General features: G+C 73.6%; 16 protein-coding genes. 9 read left to right on the forward strand and 7 right to left on the reverse strand.

Features of this window, described 5'->3' with window-relative positions:
- The first annotated feature begins 196 nt into the window (after positions 1-196).
- The 5 genes from HZS56_RS02530 (at position 197) to HZS56_RS02550 (ending at position 5,274) form a co-directional block, all read left to right on the forward strand.
- Positions 197-1,420 carry an aspartate aminotransferase family protein gene (locus tag HZS56_RS02530; RefSeq protein ID WP_308407964.1) on the forward strand — a complete coding sequence of 408 codons (1,224 nt, stop codon included), beginning with the start codon at positions 197-199 and terminating at the stop codon, positions 1,418-1,420.
- Between the two features lie 120 nt (positions 1,421-1,540).
- A complete protein-coding gene (locus HZS56_RS02535; protein ID WP_216718982.1) occupies positions 1,541-2,008 on the forward strand; it encodes an aromatase/cyclase in 468 nt (155 codons plus the stop codon).
- Positions 1,980-2,555, forward strand: coding sequence for a flavin reductase family protein (locus HZS56_RS02540; RefSeq protein ID WP_216718983.1), 576 nt, complete (start codon positions 1,980-1,982; stop codon positions 2,553-2,555). The genes HZS56_RS02535 and HZS56_RS02540 overlap by 29 nt, the downstream gene beginning before the upstream one ends.
- On the forward strand, positions 2,552-3,874 hold the full coding sequence (locus HZS56_RS02545; protein ID WP_216718984.1) for an NAD(P)/FAD-dependent oxidoreductase: 1,323 nt from the start codon (positions 2,552-2,554) through the stop codon (positions 3,872-3,874). Before HZS56_RS02540 ends, HZS56_RS02545 begins: the two co-directional genes overlap by 4 nt.
- 158 nt (positions 3,875-4,032) lie before the next feature.
- Complete coding sequence (locus tag HZS56_RS02550) at positions 4,033-5,274, forward strand: wax ester/triacylglycerol synthase domain-containing protein (protein ID WP_216718985.1); 1,242 nt, start codon at positions 4,033-4,035, stop codon at positions 5,272-5,274.
- 90 nt (positions 5,275-5,364) lie between these two features.
- Here HZS56_RS02550 and HZS56_RS02555 read toward each other — a convergent pair whose 3' ends face one another.
- The 6 genes from HZS56_RS02555 to HZS56_RS02580 form a co-directional block, all read right to left on the reverse strand.
- A complete protein-coding gene (locus HZS56_RS02555) occupies positions 5,365-6,246 on the reverse strand; it encodes an SAM-dependent methyltransferase (RefSeq protein ID WP_216718986.1) in 882 nt (293 codons plus the stop codon).
- 171 nt (positions 6,247-6,417) lie between these two features.
- On the reverse strand, positions 6,418-7,983 hold the full coding sequence (locus tag HZS56_RS02560; protein ID WP_216718987.1) for an ABC1 kinase family protein: 1,566 nt from the start codon (positions 7,981-7,983) through the stop codon (positions 6,418-6,420).
- A gap of 128 nt (positions 7,984-8,111) precedes the next feature.
- On the reverse strand, positions 8,112-8,840 hold the full coding sequence (locus HZS56_RS02565; RefSeq protein ID WP_216718988.1) for a hypothetical protein: 729 nt from the start codon (positions 8,838-8,840) through the stop codon (positions 8,112-8,114).
- A 75-nt stretch (positions 8,841-8,915) separates the two neighbouring features.
- A complete protein-coding gene (locus HZS56_RS02570) occupies positions 8,916-9,440 on the reverse strand; it encodes an RNA polymerase sigma factor (RefSeq protein WP_301542969.1) in 525 nt (174 codons plus the stop codon).
- A gap of 150 nt (positions 9,441-9,590) precedes the next feature.
- The gene (locus tag HZS56_RS02575) at positions 9,591-11,348 is read right to left on the reverse strand and encodes an NAD(P)/FAD-dependent oxidoreductase (RefSeq protein ID WP_216718989.1); all 1,758 of its coding nucleotides are present in this window, start codon (positions 11,346-11,348) and stop codon (positions 9,591-9,593) included.
- Between the two features lie 50 nt (positions 11,349-11,398).
- On the reverse strand, positions 11,399-12,046 hold the full coding sequence (locus tag HZS56_RS02580) for an HD domain-containing protein (RefSeq protein ID WP_216718990.1): 648 nt from the start codon (positions 12,044-12,046) through the stop codon (positions 11,399-11,401).
- 237 nt (positions 12,047-12,283) lie between these two features.
- Between HZS56_RS02580 and HZS56_RS02585 the strand changes: the two genes are divergently transcribed.
- Both HZS56_RS02585 and HZS56_RS02590 read left to right on the forward strand, forming a co-directional pair.
- Positions 12,284-12,805, forward strand: a complete 522-nt coding sequence (locus HZS56_RS02585) for an SRPBCC family protein (RefSeq protein ID WP_308407962.1) — start codon at positions 12,284-12,286, stop codon at positions 12,803-12,805.
- Positions 12,806-12,932: 127 nt separating this feature from the next.
- Positions 12,933-13,802 carry an alpha/beta fold hydrolase gene (locus HZS56_RS02590; protein WP_216718991.1) on the forward strand — a complete coding sequence of 290 codons (870 nt, stop codon included), beginning with the start codon at positions 12,933-12,935 and terminating at the stop codon, positions 13,800-13,802.
- On the opposite strand, the gene HZS56_RS02595 is transcribed toward HZS56_RS02590, so the two are convergent.
- Complete coding sequence (locus HZS56_RS02595; protein WP_216718992.1) at positions 13,754-14,632, reverse strand: alpha/beta fold hydrolase; 879 nt, start codon at positions 14,630-14,632, stop codon at positions 13,754-13,756. The two genes, HZS56_RS02590 and HZS56_RS02595, sit on opposite strands and share 49 nt — an antisense overlap.
- 200 nt (positions 14,633-14,832) lie before the next feature.
- Here HZS56_RS02595 and HZS56_RS02600 point away from each other — a divergent pair, with 200 nt between their 5' ends.
- Both HZS56_RS02600 and HZS56_RS02605 read left to right on the forward strand, forming a co-directional pair.
- Positions 14,833-15,720: an RNA polymerase sigma-70 factor gene (locus HZS56_RS02600; RefSeq protein ID WP_216718993.1), complete on the forward strand. Its 888-nt coding sequence runs from the start codon at positions 14,833-14,835 to the stop codon at positions 15,718-15,720.
- 228 nt (positions 15,721-15,948) lie between these two features.
- Positions 15,949-16,713: a GntR family transcriptional regulator gene (locus HZS56_RS02605; protein ID WP_216718994.1), complete on the forward strand. Its 765-nt coding sequence runs from the start codon at positions 15,949-15,951 to the stop codon at positions 16,711-16,713.
- Positions 16,714-17,064 lie beyond the last annotated feature (351 nt).

A 17,064-nucleotide genomic window follows, 5' to 3' on the forward strand; every position in this document is an offset into this window, starting at 1 on the left:
GACCGGTGGCGCCGCAGCGCCCGACCAGGCCCCCACCGCCGAGGATGCCGCCACCCCCGGCCGGGCCACCGCGCCCCACCGGGCCGCCGCCCCCGACCGGGCCGCCGGGCAGGACCGCGGCCGGGACCTCCCGCCCGGGCGCAGCCGGGGCGGCCCGCCCGACGGCGGCCGGGGTGCCTCAGCCGACCGGCCCGACATCGTCGACCTCTACTTGAAGCACATCGGCTCCGGTCGCGCCGTCATGGGCCGGGTGATGGGCGGCATGGCCGAGGTGCGCTCCGAGGGCACCTGGATCCAAGCCGACGACGGCCGCCGCTTCCTGGACTTCGGCGGCTACGGCGTGTTCATCCTGGGCCACCGCCACCCGGCCGTCGTCGAGGCCGTGCACCGGCAGATCGACACCCACCCGCTGGCCAGCCGCGTCTTCCTGGAACCCGTCGCGGCCCGCGCCGCGCAGGCCCTGGCCGCCCACACCCCGCCCGGCGTCGACTACGTCCACTTCGTCAACTCCGGCGCCGAGGCCACCGAGGCCGCCCTCAAACTCGCCCGCGCCCACGGACGCACCTCGGTGATCACCACCCGCCGCGGCTTCCACGGCAAGACGCTCGGCGCGCTCAGCGTCACCGCCAACGCCACCTACCAGACACCCTTCCAGCCCCTGCTCCCGGACGTCACCCAGGTCGCCTACGACGACCCGGCCGACCTCGAACAGGCGCTGGCCGCCCGCCGCGACCGGGCCTGCGTCATCGTCGAACCCGTCCAGGGAGAGGGCGGCGTCCGCATCCCCCGCCCCGGCTACCTCCGCCAGGTGCGCGCGCTGTGCCGGGCGTACGGCGCCCTGATGGTCGTCGACGAGATCCAGACCGGCATGGGGCGCCTCGGCACCTGGTGGGGAGTGGACGCCGAGGAGGTGTCGCCGGACGTGCTGCTGGCCGGCAAGGGGCTCAGCGGCGGTGTCGTACCGATCGCCGCGATGGCCGCCACCGCCGAGGCCTACGCACCCTTCAGCCGCGACCCCTACCTGCACACCTCCACCTTCGGGGCCTCCCCGATCGCCTGCGCCGCCGCGCTGGCCACCGTACGGGCGATGGAGGAGGAGAACACCGTGGCCCGCGCCGCGGCGCTCGGGCTGCGCGTCCTGGCCGCCGTACGGGACGTGTGCGCGCCCCACAAGGGCGGCCTGGTCCGTGAGGTGCGCGGACGGGGACTGCTGATCGGCATCGAGTTCGCCGAGGAACAGGCCGTCGGCGAACTCCTGCTGGAGCTGATCGCCCGCGGGGTCCTCGTCAACCACTCCCTCAACTCCACCCGCGTCCTGCGGCTCACCCCGCCGGCCGTGGTCGAGGACACCGCGCTCGACCTGTTCCTCACCACCCTCGCCGAGGCCCTGCGCAGCACGGCCGACCGGATGTCCGGCTGAACGCCCCGTCGAAACGCCCCTTCGAAACGCTCCGTCGAAAACGCCCCTTCGAAACGCCCCTTCGAAACGCCCCTTCGAAACGTCCCTTCGAAACGTCCCTTCGGAAGGAACCGAACGCACATGCGCCACGTGGTCCTGCACGCCCTCGCCGAGGGCCTGGCACCCGCCGACGTCTACCACCGCATCAGCGACTTCGTCCGCTACCCCGAGTACAGCGACGTCTTCCGCGAGGTGCGCGTGGAGCCGCCGCTGCCCGACGGCTCCACGGTCTCGGACTGGACCGTGGAGTTCCGCGGCGGACTGATGCGCTGGCGGGAGCGCGACACCTACTCGCCGAAGACGCACTCCCTCGCCTTCGAGCAGCTCAGCGGCGACTTCCAGACCTTCGAGGGCAGTTGGCGCTGCGAGGCGCGGGGCAGCGGCACCCTCGTGGTGTTCACCGCCGCCTTCGACCTCGGCATCCCCTCGCTGGCCGAGATCCTCGACCCGGTCGCCGAGTCCACGGTGCGCACCAACATCGCCCGCGTGCTGCAGGGTCTGGCGGACGCGGAGGTGATCGATGAACACGCGGCTGCGGCTCGTGGCTGACCGCACGGCGACCGCGCCCCCGCCCGCCGAGGGGCTGTACGAGGAACCCGGTCCCGGCGCGGCCCGCTGCCTCGGCCTGTACGCCAAACTGGCCGCCGGGGTGACCGTGGTGACCGCCCGGGGCGAGGAAGGCCCGCTCGGCATGACGGTCTCCGCCGTCACCTCGCTCTCCGCCCGGCCGCCGCTGCTCCTGGCCTGTCTGCGCGACGGCTCCCGCACCCTCGCCGCCGTCCGGGCCCGCCGGACCTTCGCCGTGCACCTGCTGCGGGAGGAACAGCAGGACCTGGCGGGCCGGTTCGCCTCACCGACGACGACCGCGGCCGAGCGGTTCGCCGGCACCGAGACCCGTCAGGTCCTCGGCGTCCCCGTGCTGGCCGGGGCGCTCGCCTGGTCCGTGTGCCTCACCGAGGACGTGCGCCGCTACGGCGACCACCACCTCGTCGTCGGCCGGGTCGCGGCCGTCCATGTCGGCGCCGGGCGCCCGCTGTTGTGGCACGACCGCCGGTTCGGCGCGCTGACCGGGCCGGTGCCGGGCGCCGCCGGATGACCGGGCAGCCGGCCGGAATGCCGTACTGGGCCACGGCGGAGCTGCCGCCCCAGCCCCAACTGCAGGGCGTCGTCACGGCGGACGTGGCCGTCGTCGGGGCCGGCCTGGCCGGACTGTCGTGCGCCTACCACCTGGCGGAACGCGCCCCCGGCCTCGACATCGCCGTGGTGGACGCCGAGCGTCCCGCCGCCGGGGCCAGCGGCCGCGGCACCGGCCTGCTCGGCCCACGGGCCGGCCCCGCCCTCGACCGCGCGGTGCGCCGCTTCGGCCCCCGCACCGCGCGCCGGATGCACCGGGCGAGCGAACGGGCGGTGCGGGACGTCCTCGGCCTGTGCGCCCGGCTCGACGTGCCCTGCGGGCTGCGGACCGGCGACCAGCTGATGGCCACCCGCTCGCCCGCGGGCCTGGTGGCGCTCGCCCACCAGGCCCGCGCCTGCCGCGAACTCGGCCTGGACGTCCCGGTGCTCTCCCCGGCCGGCATCCGCGCGCGCGTCGGAGTGCCCTACCGGGCCGCGCTGCTGCACCGTCCCGCCGCCACCCTCGACCCGGCCGCCCTGACCTGCGCCCTCGCCCGGGCCTGCGCCGACAAGGGCGTACGGTTCTACGGCCGCAGCCCGCTGCTCGCGCTGCGCCCCGGCGACCTGGTCGGACCCGAACTGGTCCTGCCGCACGGCCGGCTCTACGCCGGGCAGGCGGTACTGGCCGTCAACTCCGCGGCACGGGCGCTGGAACTGCCGGTCGGCACGGTCCTTCCGCTGGAGGTGTACGCCGTCGCCACCGAGCCGCTGAGCCCCGGCGCGTACGACGCCCTGGGCGGGCGCGCGGGACACGCGGTCGTCGACGCCGTGCCGCTGGCGCCCTACTTCCGGCTGCTCCCGGACCGGGGGCTCGTCGCGGGCGGCGGCACCGCGGGGGTCCCGGCAGGGCTCTCCGCACCCCGGCTCCAGGCCCTGCGCGAGCGCGCCTGGGCCCGCCTGGAGGGGTGGCTGCGTGCTCTCCACCCCGATCTCGCGCGCATCCGGGTCACCCACCGGTGGTCCGGCCGGATCGGCATGACCGGCGACGACCTGCCGGTGGTCGGTCCGGTCCACGGCTTCCCCGACGTCTGGTTCATCGGCGGCTGCTGCGGACACGGCCTGGCCCTGTCGGTGGCCCACGGCGCCCATGTGGCCGCGGCCCTGCTGGGCGAGCCGGAACCCGGCGAACCACTGCCGTGGCACCGCTCCCGGGCCCCGCGCCTGCCGGTGGACGGCCCCGGCAGGGTCCTCGTGCGCGGATACGTGGACACGCTCGGGCGTGTCGCGCGGCATGCGTGCTGATCGGCAACGCTCGGCACAGTAGCCATGGTTTCGCCACCCACAGCCACGGCCCCGCTACGGGTAGTCATTGTCCTGTCACCGACTGCGATGGTCCCCCGACCGCCGGTCCCGCCGTCGAGCGGACCGACGGGACGGGCGGACCGACAGAGAGGCCCTCGATGCACGCCCCCCACCTCGGCACCGACGGCACACCGCCGGCGTCGGTGCCCATGGGTACCGCCGACCTCGCCTACCAGCTGGCCATGCGCGGCGAACCGCTGCCGGCCGGATTCCTGTTCGCGTTCTCCGGCATCGCGCCCACGCTCGCGTCCGTACGCGCCCGGGTCGCCGAACGCGCCCACCGCATCCCGGCGTTGCGCTACCGGATCGACCGGGAGAGCCGCGCCTTCTCCCGGGTCGAGCGGATCGACGTGGCGCGGCACGTGCACGAGGCGCGGCTGCCCGGCGACGACGACGGCACGGGAGCCGGACGGCTGATGCTGGCCCGTCCGACCGGCGGCGACGACAGGCCGCCCTGGGACGTGTGGCTCGTGCACGGCCCCGGCGGCGAGTACAGCCTGTGCTACCGCACCGACCACACCTTCCAGGACGGTGTCGGAGCCGCACACACCGCCCGGGCCCTGCTCGACGACGACCCCGCGGGCGGACCACCGGCCTACCACGGCGGCCGCCCCGCCCTGCGCGGCCTCGCGAGCGCCGTCGGCGGTGTCGCGGCCTCCTTCCGCGGCAGCGACAAGCCCGGCTTCGACGTACCGGTCAGCGGCCGGACCGGCATCTGCCAGACCGTCGTCCCGGTCGCCCGGCTGCGGGCCGTGGGCCGGGCGCACGGCGCCACCGTCAACGACGTGTTCCTCGCCGCGCTCGCCCACGCGGTGGGCACCTGGCACCGCAAGAACACCGGCTCGGCCCACCCGCCGCTGCCGGTCGCCGTCCCGATGTCGGTACGTGCCCCCGGTGAGGAGTGTGCGCCCGGCAACCGGATCGTCGTCGCCCGCGTCCTGCTGCCCTGCGACGCGCCGTCGTCCCGGCACGCGCTGAGCCGGGTGGTCGCCCGTACCGACGGCATGCGCACCGGCCGGCTGCGCGAGTCCCTGCGGCCGATGCTGACGGCCGGTCCGCGCGGGGTCGGCGCCCGGGTCGGCACCCGGCTGGTCAACGGCCGGTCCGTGGCGGGGCCGGTGAGCAGCGTCAACTTCGGCAACGCCCTCGTCCACCAGGGCGACGCCGCGCGCCGGGCCGTCGTCTGGTCCGGGCTCGGCGCCGGGATCCGCTGCCTGGTCACGCTGACGAGCCAGCACGACACGGCCTGCCTCGCGGTGATCCACGACGAGGCGCTGACCACCGCCGACGAACTGCCGGACCTGTGGCTCGCGGCGCTGCTGGAGCTGGAACAGCCGTAACAGCCGTAACGGCCCTCAGCGGCCGCAACGGCACGGCAGGACCCCCGGACGCGGCGTCCGGGGGCCCTGCACGTCGTACGGCGCGCGTGCTCAGTGGGGCGACTCCGCCAGGGCTGCCGTCGTCAGGAACACGCACTTGGCCGCCGCCTCGGACACCAGCGGCAGGTACGGCGCGAGCCGCTGGACGACGTACGGCAGCGTGAACAGGTCCGCGACCCGCGCGTCCCAGCCGTGCTCCGCCCACCAGCCCTCCGGGTCGGCGAGCTGCCAGTGCCAGGAGATCCCGGTGGCCGACAGCGCCTCCAGGAACGGCGCCACGAACGCGGACGACGCCGCCTCGGCGTTCACGCACTCGGCGCCGAAGGTGCTGCCGGGCGCGGAGAGTTCCGTGACCGTGCCGACGACGGACTCCACCGTGCGGGGCCGGAGGTGGTACAGGTGCGTCTCGCACAGCCACGCGGTGGGCCGGCGCGGATCCAGCCCCGCCGCGAGCAACTGCTCGCGCCACGCGCCGGCCGGATCGGCGCCCACGCTGCTGCGCCGTCCGCAGGTGGGCGCCGCCCAGCCGAGCACGTGCTCCTTGAAGGTCAGCAGCGCCGGGTCCTCGACCTCGAAGACATGCGTGCCGGTGGGCCAGTCGAGGCGGAAGGCGCGCGTGTCGAGACCGGCGCCGAGCAGTACCACCTGACGGCAGCCCGAGCGGGCCGCGGCCACCAGGTGCTCGTCGTAGAAGCGGGTGCGCACCACGGCCCAGTCCGGCAGCAGCCGCTGGAGCGGGCCGTCGCCCGGAGGGCCCGGGGCGAAGCCGGCCGCGCTCAGGAAGTCGGCGGCCCACGGATCGCGGACGTACGGCGCGGCGCGGGCGTACTCCCGGGCGTGGGCGGCCGCGGTCCACAGGGCGACGCGGGAGAGCCCGTCCGGCAGAGGGGATCCCGGCGCGGGCGGGGACTCGGGCGGTGTGGTGTCCGGCATGGGAAACCTCCGTGTCGAGGAAGTCGAGGAAGTCGAGGAAGTCGGCGAGCGTCGAGGGGAGTCACGGGAGCCTGGCGGTGCGGCCCGTCGGCGACGGGCGGGTGGGCCCGGAGCGGCGGACGGAACGCGACCGTTCGGTCGGGGGAGCGGCGGCTGTGCGCGGCCGTTCGGTCAGGGGGAGCGGCGGCGGCCGAGCAGCACCGCCAGCGCGCCCAGGGCCAGCAGCCCGCCGGAGGGCCGGGTGGGACGCTGGCCGCCCATCGAGGGGGGTGTCCGCGGCTCGTGGATGTTCAGCGCGAACTGGCGGTTGGCGATGTCCGACAGCACCCCGCGGGCCTGCTCGGGGCTGGTGACGGCGGCCAGCAGCAGCTCCATGGAGTTGCGGGCGAACTGGTTGCGGCCGAGGAACTCACGGCCCAGCGCGAAGAGGATCTTCGGCACCTCGCCCTGGAACACCTCGGGCAGGGTGATCTCGGGCGCCAGGCAGCGCACCGAGCCGTCCAGGTTCGCGAACGACTTGCCGAGCAGCGAGACCGCGGGCGGCGAACCGATGCCCCGCTTGGTCGCCTTGGCCAGCACCGTGGTGAGCGAGACGCCGAAGTTCATGTCCTCCAGGGACAGATGGGAGACCTTCGGCACGAAGGCGGCCATGTCGGCGGCGAACGCGGGCATGTTGGCCCACGGCGTCAGCCGCCCCATCTCCGCCCAGTGCTGGGCCAGTCCGGCACCGTCGTTCTGGGCCAGCGTCATGAACAGCGGCAGCAGCTGCAGGCTGGTGCGCCGGTCCAGACGGCCCACCATGCCCCAGTCGATCAGCGTCGCGGGCCCGCCGGGCGCGGCGAAGACGTTGCCCGCGTGCGGATCGGCGTGGAAGAAGCGGTGCACGAAGTACCCGTGGTACATGAAGCGCAGCAGGTCCTTGCCGATCTCGATCCGCTCGTCGTCGGTGAAGTGGGCGCGGTCGATGTGCCGCACCGACTTCCCGCCGGCCAGGGACTGGACGAGGACCCGGGGACTGGCGTGCAGGACCCGGGGCACCTCCAGCGAGCGGAAGGACCTGATGTGGCCGCGGGCCTCGTCCATGTTGCGGGCCTCGCCGTTGAAGTCCAGCTCCGGCTCCATCGCGTCGAAGACGGATCCGAGCATCGCCTCGATGTCGATGACCTCGTTGAACCGGGGCGCCACGCGGGCCACGATCTTCGACGCCCGGCGCATCAGGGCCATGTCGGCGAGCACGCCCTCGCGGATGCCGGGCCGCTGGATCTTCACCACGGCCGGACGTCCGCCGGGCAGCGTCACCCGGTAGACCTGGGCGAGGGACGCCGCCCCGAGCGGGGCGACGGTCTCGACGTCGTCGAAGCGCAGCTTCCAGTCCGGTCCGAGGTCCCGCGCCAGCACCGGCTCGAACACCGAGAACGGCTGGACGTCCACCTGGTCGTGCAGGTTCTGCAACTCCTCGCGGATCGACGGCGGGACCATGTCGGGGCGGGTGGAGAGGATCTGCCCCAGCTTCACGTAGAAGGGACCGAGGCTCTCCAGTGCCTGGCGCACCGCCCGGGCCCGGCGCTGCTCCGCCCCGGCGCCGGACCCGGCGGAGGAGTCGGTGTCCTCCGCCGGGGAGCGCGTGTCCCGTCGCGCGCGTCTGCGCAGGCGTGTCGCCTGCCCGACCTCGTCGGCGACGAGGCTGCCCAGGACCTTGACCACGAGACGCAGCCGGTCGCCGACGACAGACGTCATCGTGAGTGATCCTCCTCGGTCAGGGATCCGGATGCCGGACGGCGGCCGGCGCGTTCGACCGCGCAGTCCGCGCAGTCCGCGCAGTCCGGGCGGCCGGCGCAGGCCGGACGGGACGGTGGCACGGACGGTCAGGTCGACGACGAGGACTGTCCGCCCTGGGACTGTCCGCCGCCTTGCTGCTGCCCCGTCAGGCCCTGGAGCGCCGCGAGGCCCTGCTGCCCGGCCTGGGCCGGGAGGTTGGTGAGGTTCTGCAGGCCCTGGAGCGCCTCGATGAGCTTGGGCAGCACCTGGAGCAGCTGGGTGAGCTGGGTGGGCAGCGACATCAGGTCGCCCACCCCGCCCGCCGCGTGCCCGAGGCCGCCGGCGAGCTGGCCCAGTCCGCCGAGCGCACCGGCCGCGCCGCCGAACGCGGCGAGCGGGTTGGCGGCGCCGCCCAGCGCCGCGAGCGGGTTCCCGGCCCCGCCCAGCGCGGCCAGCGGGTTGGCCGCGCCCGCGACCGCGGCGAGCGGGTTGGCGCCCGCGCCCCCGGTGAGCGCGGCCAGCGGGTTCTGCGCCATACCCGCGATGTTGCCCAACTGGCCCGCGGCGCCCGGGCCCAGCGCCGCCAGCGGGTTGCCCGCGAGGGCCGCCAGCGGATTGGCCGCGCCCGCCAGCGCGGTCGCGGGGTTGACGGCGCCGGCCAGCGCGCCCAGCGCGTTCGCGGGCAGCCCGGCCAGAGCGTCGACGGGATTGCCGGAGCCGGAGGAGCCGGGCTTGTCCGGACGGTTGAGCATCTCGTCGAAGGCGGTCTTCCCACTGTCGGCCATATCGCCGACAAGGTCCTTGAAGATGTCCTGGATGTTTTTGTTGTTGGACATGGGTGGGGTCCCTTTCCGTTTCTTTTCCGTGCGGAGACTGAATGCGGGACGATGCTGTCCGAAATGGCTGCTGAATTACTTGAGGCAGCCTTCGAGGGCCTTGGTGCACGCGTTCTTGAGCCGTGCTCGGCCACGGGTGAAAGCGGCTTCGGCCGCCTTGACGGAGATGTTGTGCATGCGGGCGAATTCCGCTGTGGAAATTCCCTTGGCGCGGGCGAGTATGACCTCCTGTTCCCGCCCCCGCAGGTGTTGTACCTGACCCAGCAGCCATCTGCCGAAGTCCTCGTCGCAGACGTCCTCCTCGGTGGTGCCGAAGGCGTCCAGGGGAGCCGCGCGCTGCAGAAGTCTGCTGCGCCGGTCCATCTCGCGGTAGAAGTCGATGCAGAGGCGGAGCGCCACGGACGTCAGAAAGGCACCGAGCCGGTTCCTGTCCAACGTGGTGTGGGCGGCTGCGCGGGCCATGGTCTCCTGGACGCAGTCCTCGGCGTCCTGGAGACTCGGCAGTCTTCGCCGAACCAACCGCATGAGGCGGTCCTGATGCTGGAAGATGTCTTCCCAGGAGCATTCAGCGGGCGATTGGCAGGTGGAATGTCGCACCATTGTGGATTGCAGCCCGTTGTCTCTCGGATTGAGCAGGGAGAACCGCGGTCGACTTTCTAGTCGTCGGCCATGTGGTTTTCCTACCCGAGGCCTCGGAGCGGCAAACCGGAATGTGTGCCTCCACGGGTCGGCAGGAATGATTCTGCCCCGTCATTTCCGCGGCGCCGGACGGCGGGCCCAGTCGCGGTTCCAGTTGAACCACATGTCCCGCACGGTCTGGTGCACCTGGAGCCTGCCGGCGCGCAGTTCCGTGGTGTACGCCTCGACGGCCTCCCGGCCCACCATCCGCGCTCCGCCGGTGAAGTAGGTCCCGCGGACGTGCCGCGGCGAGCGGTACCTGCCCCACAGCAGGATCTTCATCAGCGGCCACAGCGTGAACACCCCGGAGGGGCAGCGGTCCTCCGGGTCGAGGGTGCCCCACACCGCCGGGCACAGTTCGCTCTCGCGCAGCAGTTCGTAGATGCGGTCGATCGTCCGCTCCTTCGTCGACTCGCCCGCCCGGTAGGCGAGCACCGCGTCCCTGGACTGGTCGAAAAGCCGTTCCACCCACGGGTTGTCGACGCCCTGCAGCCCCCGGTAGGGCGGGAGTTCCAGCCGGTCGAAGCACGCGGGGTCGTGGGTCTTCTCGTACGCCACGGCGGCCTGGTTCTGGGCGTTGGTGCCGTACAGCGTGGTGATGGTCCACACCCGGTTCCAGGCGTTCCACAGGTCGAAGTCGTCGAACGAGATGTAGCTGCAGGACACCAGGTCGTCGTAGAACCGGAACATGCGCTTGGTCCAGTGGTCCAGGTAGGCGAACCGGGAGGTGTCGAAGTCGTCCTGGCGCACGGCGTCGATCAGCCGGTGGCCCAGCGCATTGAGCGCCATCACCGTGACCGCCAGTCCGCTGGAGAAGAGCGGATCGATGAAGTCGCTGGCGTGCGGCAGCAGGCACCAGCGGTCGCCGACCACCTTCTGCGAGGCGAACTGGGTGCGGTCGGTGGACACGTACGGCCGCACGGCCCGCGCCCGCTCGAACTGCCGTGCCACACTGGGGAACCGGCGGATGTGCTGCCAGAACTCGTCCTCCGCCGAGACGTCGTCCGGGCGCGGGTAGTGGTCGAGGTCGAGGTTGAGCCCGACGCTGCACAGCTCGCTCGTGCTCGTCGACTGGTTGTCGAAGGGGATGACCCACAGCCACCCGCCGCGGAACATGTGGTGCAGCGTGCCCTGGCTGAACGGGCTGGGCATGCGGTGCTGTTCGCGCGGGGGCGCCACGGTGTCGAAGGGGCGCACGTCCACCATGTGCGTGAAGACCGTGCGCGAGCGGGTGCGGTACGGCGGTTCCTGCCGGAGCCCGAGCCGCTCGGGCAGCACCGCCCGCATCCCGCCGGCGTCGACCACGTACGAGGCCCGGAAGCTGCCCCGGTCGCGGGTGACGAGGGTCGCGCCGTCCTCCTCGAACTTCACGTCGTCGACCATGGTGTGGGTGTGGGCGGTGACGCCGTAGGACACGGCGACGTGGAACATGTAGGCGTCCACGTCCTGCCGGAAGTAGTGCGAGTCGGGGCCGAGCGGCGGACCCCAGGTGGGGTACTGCGTGCACTCGTCGGCCCGGGTCGGCTCGTCCTCCCGGTGGTAGACGAAGCTGAAGTTCCGCTTGACCCCGCAGTTCGACGACACGTGACGGCGCAGCGCCCCGTTGGTGGCCAGGTGCTCGATCTCCGGAACGCCGTAGCGGCGGGCGAGCACCCGCAGGCCGAACGTGGTCTCGGGGACGGTGGACTCTCCGATGGCGAAGCGGGGGTGACCGCTGCCCTCGAGCAGCAGGACGCGTACACCGTGGCGCGCCAGAATGGCCCCCAGCATCGTCCCGCCGATGCCGCCACCGACGACGGCGACATCGAAAACACGCGGGTCCTCTTGCATGTCTGCGGTTCCTTTCGCGACGGGAAGTGCGAACTGCCCGGTTCCGGGGCTCATCGGCGGGCGGCCGGGGGAGCGGGCAGCACCCGGCGCAGCCCGCAGGCCGCCACCCGGGCGGAGAAGGAGACGGCGAACCAGGGAGTGGGCGCCAGGTCGGACAGCCGGCGCCGGTCGCCCGGCACGAGCCGCTCGCCGCGCCCGGTGACGTCGAGCCACGCGCCGAAGTGCAGGAGCCGCACTTCGGGCCCGGCGTCGCGCGGGGGAAACGGCCGCATGTGCTCGCGCACCGCGCGGGTCAGCGCCGCTCGCCGCGCCTCGCCCACCTGGTGGGCGGCGAGGAAGCGGTCGAGCAACTCCGCGGACCTGGCGGGGAATCCGCCGCGACCGATCCGCGTCCGGCCCACCAGCCCGGCGTCGTGGAACGTCGCCGCGGCCAGCAGTCCGACCCGGTCGTACGCGGTCCCGCCGGCCCGCGCACAGGCGTCGGCCAGCAGGAACGTACGCAGGGAGTGCACCGCCACCGGAGGCGGCAGCCGGCGCATTCGCGTGAGCGCCGCACCCGCCAGCGGGTGGTCGAGCAGCTCCGCCAGGGCGGGACGCCCCAGCAGCGGCTGCCAGGTCCCGGGCAGCTCCTGGGGCGGTACGGCGGGCCAACTCGCGCCGCCGTCACCGGACTCGGGCTCCTCGGACCCTGTGGCCATGACGATGTCCCCCTCTCGCTGCGAGCCGCGCCGGCCGCCTGCTTCCGGCAGCCCGGCGTCTCATGTGTCCTTACGCTCGGACGCTGTCACACCCCCCACGCACAACGTCCGGACTCCGCCCGCGCGTTGGCGCGCGGACTACGGCGCACGATCCGCCGAACGCGCTCGGGGCGTGCTTCACCAGGCGCCCCGTTCGGCGGAGTTGCGGCGGACGGGGCACCGGGCAGGCTGGCCTCCGTGATCGCCTTGCTGAACGTGCACGAACGCCCGCTGCCCGCCCCGCCCGAGCGCGTGGGTGCCCTGATCGACTCGCTCGGCGGGGAGGACGACCGTCTGTGGCCCCCCGGCTGGCCGGAGTTGCGTTTCGAGGGACCGCTCGCGGTCGGCGTGCCCGGCAGGCATGGACCGGTCTGCTACGTGGTCAGCCACTACGTGCCGGGGCGTTGGGTCCGGTTCCGCTTCACCGGGCCCGAAGGATTCGACGGCTTCCACGAATTCAGCGTCGAAGGCCTGGGTGCGGGACGCAGCGTACTGCGCCACACGCTGGTCGTCCGTCCTTACGGCTGGCGCTGGCTGGCCTGGCCCGTCGCCGTCCGGCCGCTGCACGACGCGGTGTTCGGGCACGTCCTGGAGTGTGCCGAGCGGGCCCTCGCGGGGCGGGCCGCCCGTCCCGTCCGGTACGGCTGGTACGTACGGGTGCTCCGGGGCGTCACGGCCCGACGAGCCGCACGACGCATTCGAAAGGACGGACCCCAATGACCCGATGGAGGTAAATCTTTCCCTCGGGAGAGGGATCGTTGCGCGTTTCGACGGACGCAAGACTGAGGAGTCCGACCCAGCCCGTCGGCCACCCCGACCGGCTGTCCCCAACGACAGGGAGATCGTCGTGAGCAGCCTCAGCCCCCGCATCCCGGGGCTCAACTCCGAGGACGTCACCACGGACCTCACCGAAGCCCCGCACCGGCTGGCCGGCCTCGCACAGGCCGTCGGCGCCCAGGTCATCACCACCGTCGACGTACAGGCGGGGGAGGACGACTGGAACGTCCCCGCGACCGAGGAGCATCCGCGCCCCGTGGTGCTCGTGCACGGCACCTTCGGCAACCGCGGCTACACCTGGACCTCGGCCGTCCCGCTGCTGCGGCAGCACGGACACCGGGTCTTCCGCGTCGACTACGGCCAGCACGGCAACCCGGTGATCTTCGGCCTCGGCGACATCAAGCACTCCGCGCGGCAGCTCGCCGACTTCGTCGACGAGGTGCTGCGGCGCACCGGCGCCCAGCAGGTCGACCTCGTCGGCTTCTCACAGGGCGGCATGCTGCCGCGCTACTACCTGAACGCGCTGGGCGGCGGTCCCAAGGTCCACAACTTCGTGGGCATCGCCCCCAGCAACCACGGCGTCACCGCACAGGGCCTGCTGAACCTCGCGCGTCAGATCCCCGGAGCGGTCGAACTCCTCGAACAGGGCGCGGTCGGGGAGGTGGTGCCGGCCTGGCCGCAGCTCCAGCACGATCACCCCTTCCAGCGCGAACTCGCCGACCTGGGCGAGACCACGGAGGGCGTCCGGCACACCGTCATCGCCACCCGCTACGACGACGTGGTCACCCCGTACACGTCCTGCGCCCTCGAACCGGCCGAGGGCCACCACGTCAACAACATCGTGCTGCAGGACATCGACCCCGAGGACCACACGCCGCACGCGAGCATGCCCTACAACCCGACCGTGCTGAAGGAGGTGCTCGCGGCGCTCGCCTCCTGAGCGCGGCTGCCGTCCAGGAGCACACGGGCCACCAGGGCCGGATCGTCGTTCATGGGCACGTGACCGCAGCCGGGCAGCCGCACCAGGCGGGCCTCCGGGACGGTGCGCTTGGCGCGTATCCCCTGCCGGGGCAGCAGCAGCCGGTCCCGGCTGCCCCACGCCACGGTCACCGGGATCCCCGGGACGTCGTGGGTGAAGAGCACGCTCCGTCCGGCCCGCAGCGTCTCGGCGAACCCCTCCGCGCGTGCCAGGGCCAGGGTCTCGGCGACCACGGCCTCGGGGGAACGGCGACCGGGGTGCGCGTAGATCGTGCTGGTCAGCGCGGTGCGGCCGAGCGCCGTACGGGACAGCCGCTCGACCAGGGGCAGTGGCAGACCCCGGGCGGTGCGGCGCATTCCGGTCAGGACGCCGAAGGCGTAGCGCCGCTCCGCCTGCGTCCAGAAGCCGGCCGGGGAGAGCGCGGTCACCGACCGCACCAGCCCGGTCCGGCCGAGCTCCAGGGCCAGCAGGCCGCCCAGTGAGTTGCCCGCCACGTGCGGCCGGTCCAGGCCCAGTCCGGCGCAGAACGCGCCGAGCACGGCACTGGTCGTCCCGAGGTCGTGCGGGAGACCGGGCGGCAGTGCGGCGGACTCACCGAAACCCGGCAGGTCCACGGCGATCACCTCGCGTTCGGTGGCGAGGATGTCCACCACCGGGTCCCAGGCCTGCCGGTGGTGGCCTATGCCGTGCAGCAGGAGCAGCGGCTCGCCGGTGCCCACGCGCGCGTAGGCGAGCGTGAGGTCGTGCGGACCGTGCTCGGTGGGGGCCGTGAAGGAGAGCGTCGCGGACATGGGGCTCCTTGTCGGGTGCGCGGACGGGTGCGCGGACGGGTGCGCGCGTCGCCGGCAACGCGGAGCACGCGGACGGAGACGGCATCGCGTAGACAGACTGTCAGCAAGAGCTACCGACGGGTAGCCCCCGGCGCCGGTTGTGTGCGACATCGCCGCGACACCGCCTGGACACCGGCACACGCGTCCGCTGGGATGGAACGGTGACCACCGACATCGCGGCCGACGTCTTCGAGGAGCACCGCCCCGTCCTGCTCGGGGTCGCCTACCGCATGCTGGGCCGCCTGGCCGACGCGGAGGACGTGGTCCAGGAGGCGTGGCTGCGCTGGTCCGGCGCCGACCGGTCCGCCGTCCGCGCACCCCGCGGCTACCTGGTGCGCGTCACCACCCGCCTCGCCGTCGACCGGCTGCGCCAGATCAGGGCGCGCGGCGAGACGTACGTCGGCCCGTGGCTGCCCGAACCCTGCGTCACCCACTTCGGGGACGCCGTGCCCGACACCGCCGAACAGGCCGTCCTCGCCGACTCGGTGTCGCTCGCGGTCCTCGTCGTCCTGGAGTCGCTGTCGCCGCTGGAGCGGGCGGTGTTCGTGCTCAGGGAGGCCTTCGGCTACCCGTACGCGGAGATCGCCGCGATGCTGGAGCGCGGCGAGCCCGCGGTGCGCCAGCTCGCCGGACGCGCCCGCAGGCACGTCGACGAGCGACGGCCCCGCTACGACGTCGACCCGGCACAGCGCCGCGACCTCACCGAACGCTTCCTCGCCGCCGCGGCCGGGGGAGACCTCGACGCCCTGATGGAGCTCCTCGCGCCGGACGTCCGGCTGGTGGGCGACAGCGGCGGCAAGTCCAAGGCGCCGCTGCGCGAGCTGGAGGGCGCCGACAAGGTGGCCCGCTTCCTGCGGGGTGCCGCACGGAAGGGCGTCCCGGACCTCACTCACCGCTTCCTGGAACTCAACGGCGGTCCCGCCCTGCTCTTCCTGGCGGGCGGCAGGCCCGACTCCGTCTTCCAGCTCGACGTGTCCGAAGGGCGCGTCCAGGCGGTGTACATCGTCCGCAACCCCGACAAGCTGCTCTCCCTGGCCGCCTGGGCCTGACCGCGGGCGCCGCCCTCCGCACCCCCTTCCGCGTCCCTTCGAACCCCTCCGTAGTCCCTCCTTGTACGGACCCGGTCCCGTCCCGTGACGGTGGTCCGGGGCCGTGCCGTCACGGGATTGGTCTTGACCAAGGGTCCGAGCCGTTTTATGGTCGCAGAGAACTGCAACAACCTTTAATAAACAAGGGCGTCAAAACGCCGCCGGACCACGGCGATTGCGGAGGACAGGGTGGGGACCACGCAGCTGGAATCGGTGCCGGAACCGAAGTACTGGCACCTCAGGACCGTTCTCAGCGAGGCCCTGGACTCGGAGTTCTCGGTGGGCGAGATCCTGCCCAACGAGCGCGACCTCGCCGCCCGCTTCGGCGTCGCCCGCGCGACCCTCCGCCAGGCCCTGGAGCAGCTCGAACTGGAGGGCAGGCTGCAGCGCCGCCGGGGCGTGGGCACGACCGTCGCCCCGCCGCGCGTCGGCGTGGCCGTCGGCAGCGGACAGCAGGTCTGGCCGGGAGCGGACGACGAGGCCTGGGAAGCGGCCGGCTGCGACCTCGCCGCCCCGCCCGCGGCCGTCGCCGACGCCCTCGGCACGGGCCGCGACGAGCCCGTCCACACCGTCCGCCGCTCGCGCGTGACCCACGGCCAGCCCGTCGCCGCGGAACTGCTGTACGTACCGCCGGCCTCGGTGCCCGGCCTCCCCGCCATCGACGCCCCGGCCGGCCCCGCACGCGCGCGTGCCGTGCTGCGCGAGCTCCAGCGCGGCGCCCTGGAGCGGCGGGAGAACGCCGTCGAGCTGGGCTCGGCCGGTACCGACGACGCCAAGGAACTCGACCGCCTCCCCGGCGCCCCCGTCCTCGTCGTCACCACCCGCTACCTCGCCGAGGGCCGCACCGCCGCGCTCTCCGTCGCCACCTACCGCGCGGACACCTGCCGGCTGACGTTCGGCGACCAGGGCGACGTCGAGATACACCACGACGGCCCCGAGACCCGCGCGTCCTGACTCGCGTGTCCTGACCCGCGCGGCCTGGCCGGCCGGCGGGCCGTGGCAGACGTGGCGGACGCCGCCGCTTCCCCGCAGAGCCCGTCCCGCCCGGGACCTGCCCCGATCGGCAATCGGCAGGCCGACCCGGGATCCGTCGTGCGAGGGCAACGCCCAGGCCCGTCCCGCTCGGGAACTGGGCAGGCCGACCCGGGACGCGTCCGCGTCAGGGCCGTGCCTGAGGTCCGTCCCGCCGGGGACTGGACAGGCCCGCCCGGGACGACTGCACAGGCCCGCCCGGGACCCGACTCGACCTGAACCGGGCTCGATCTGAACCGGGCTCAACCTGCACCCGCCCCGACCGACCGCGGG

Origin of the sequence: Streptomyces mayonensis, from assembly GCF_018982965.1 — a bacterium.
GTDB classification, from domain to species: Bacteria; Actinomycetota; Actinomycetes; order Streptomycetales; family Streptomycetaceae; genus Streptomyces; species Streptomyces mayonensis.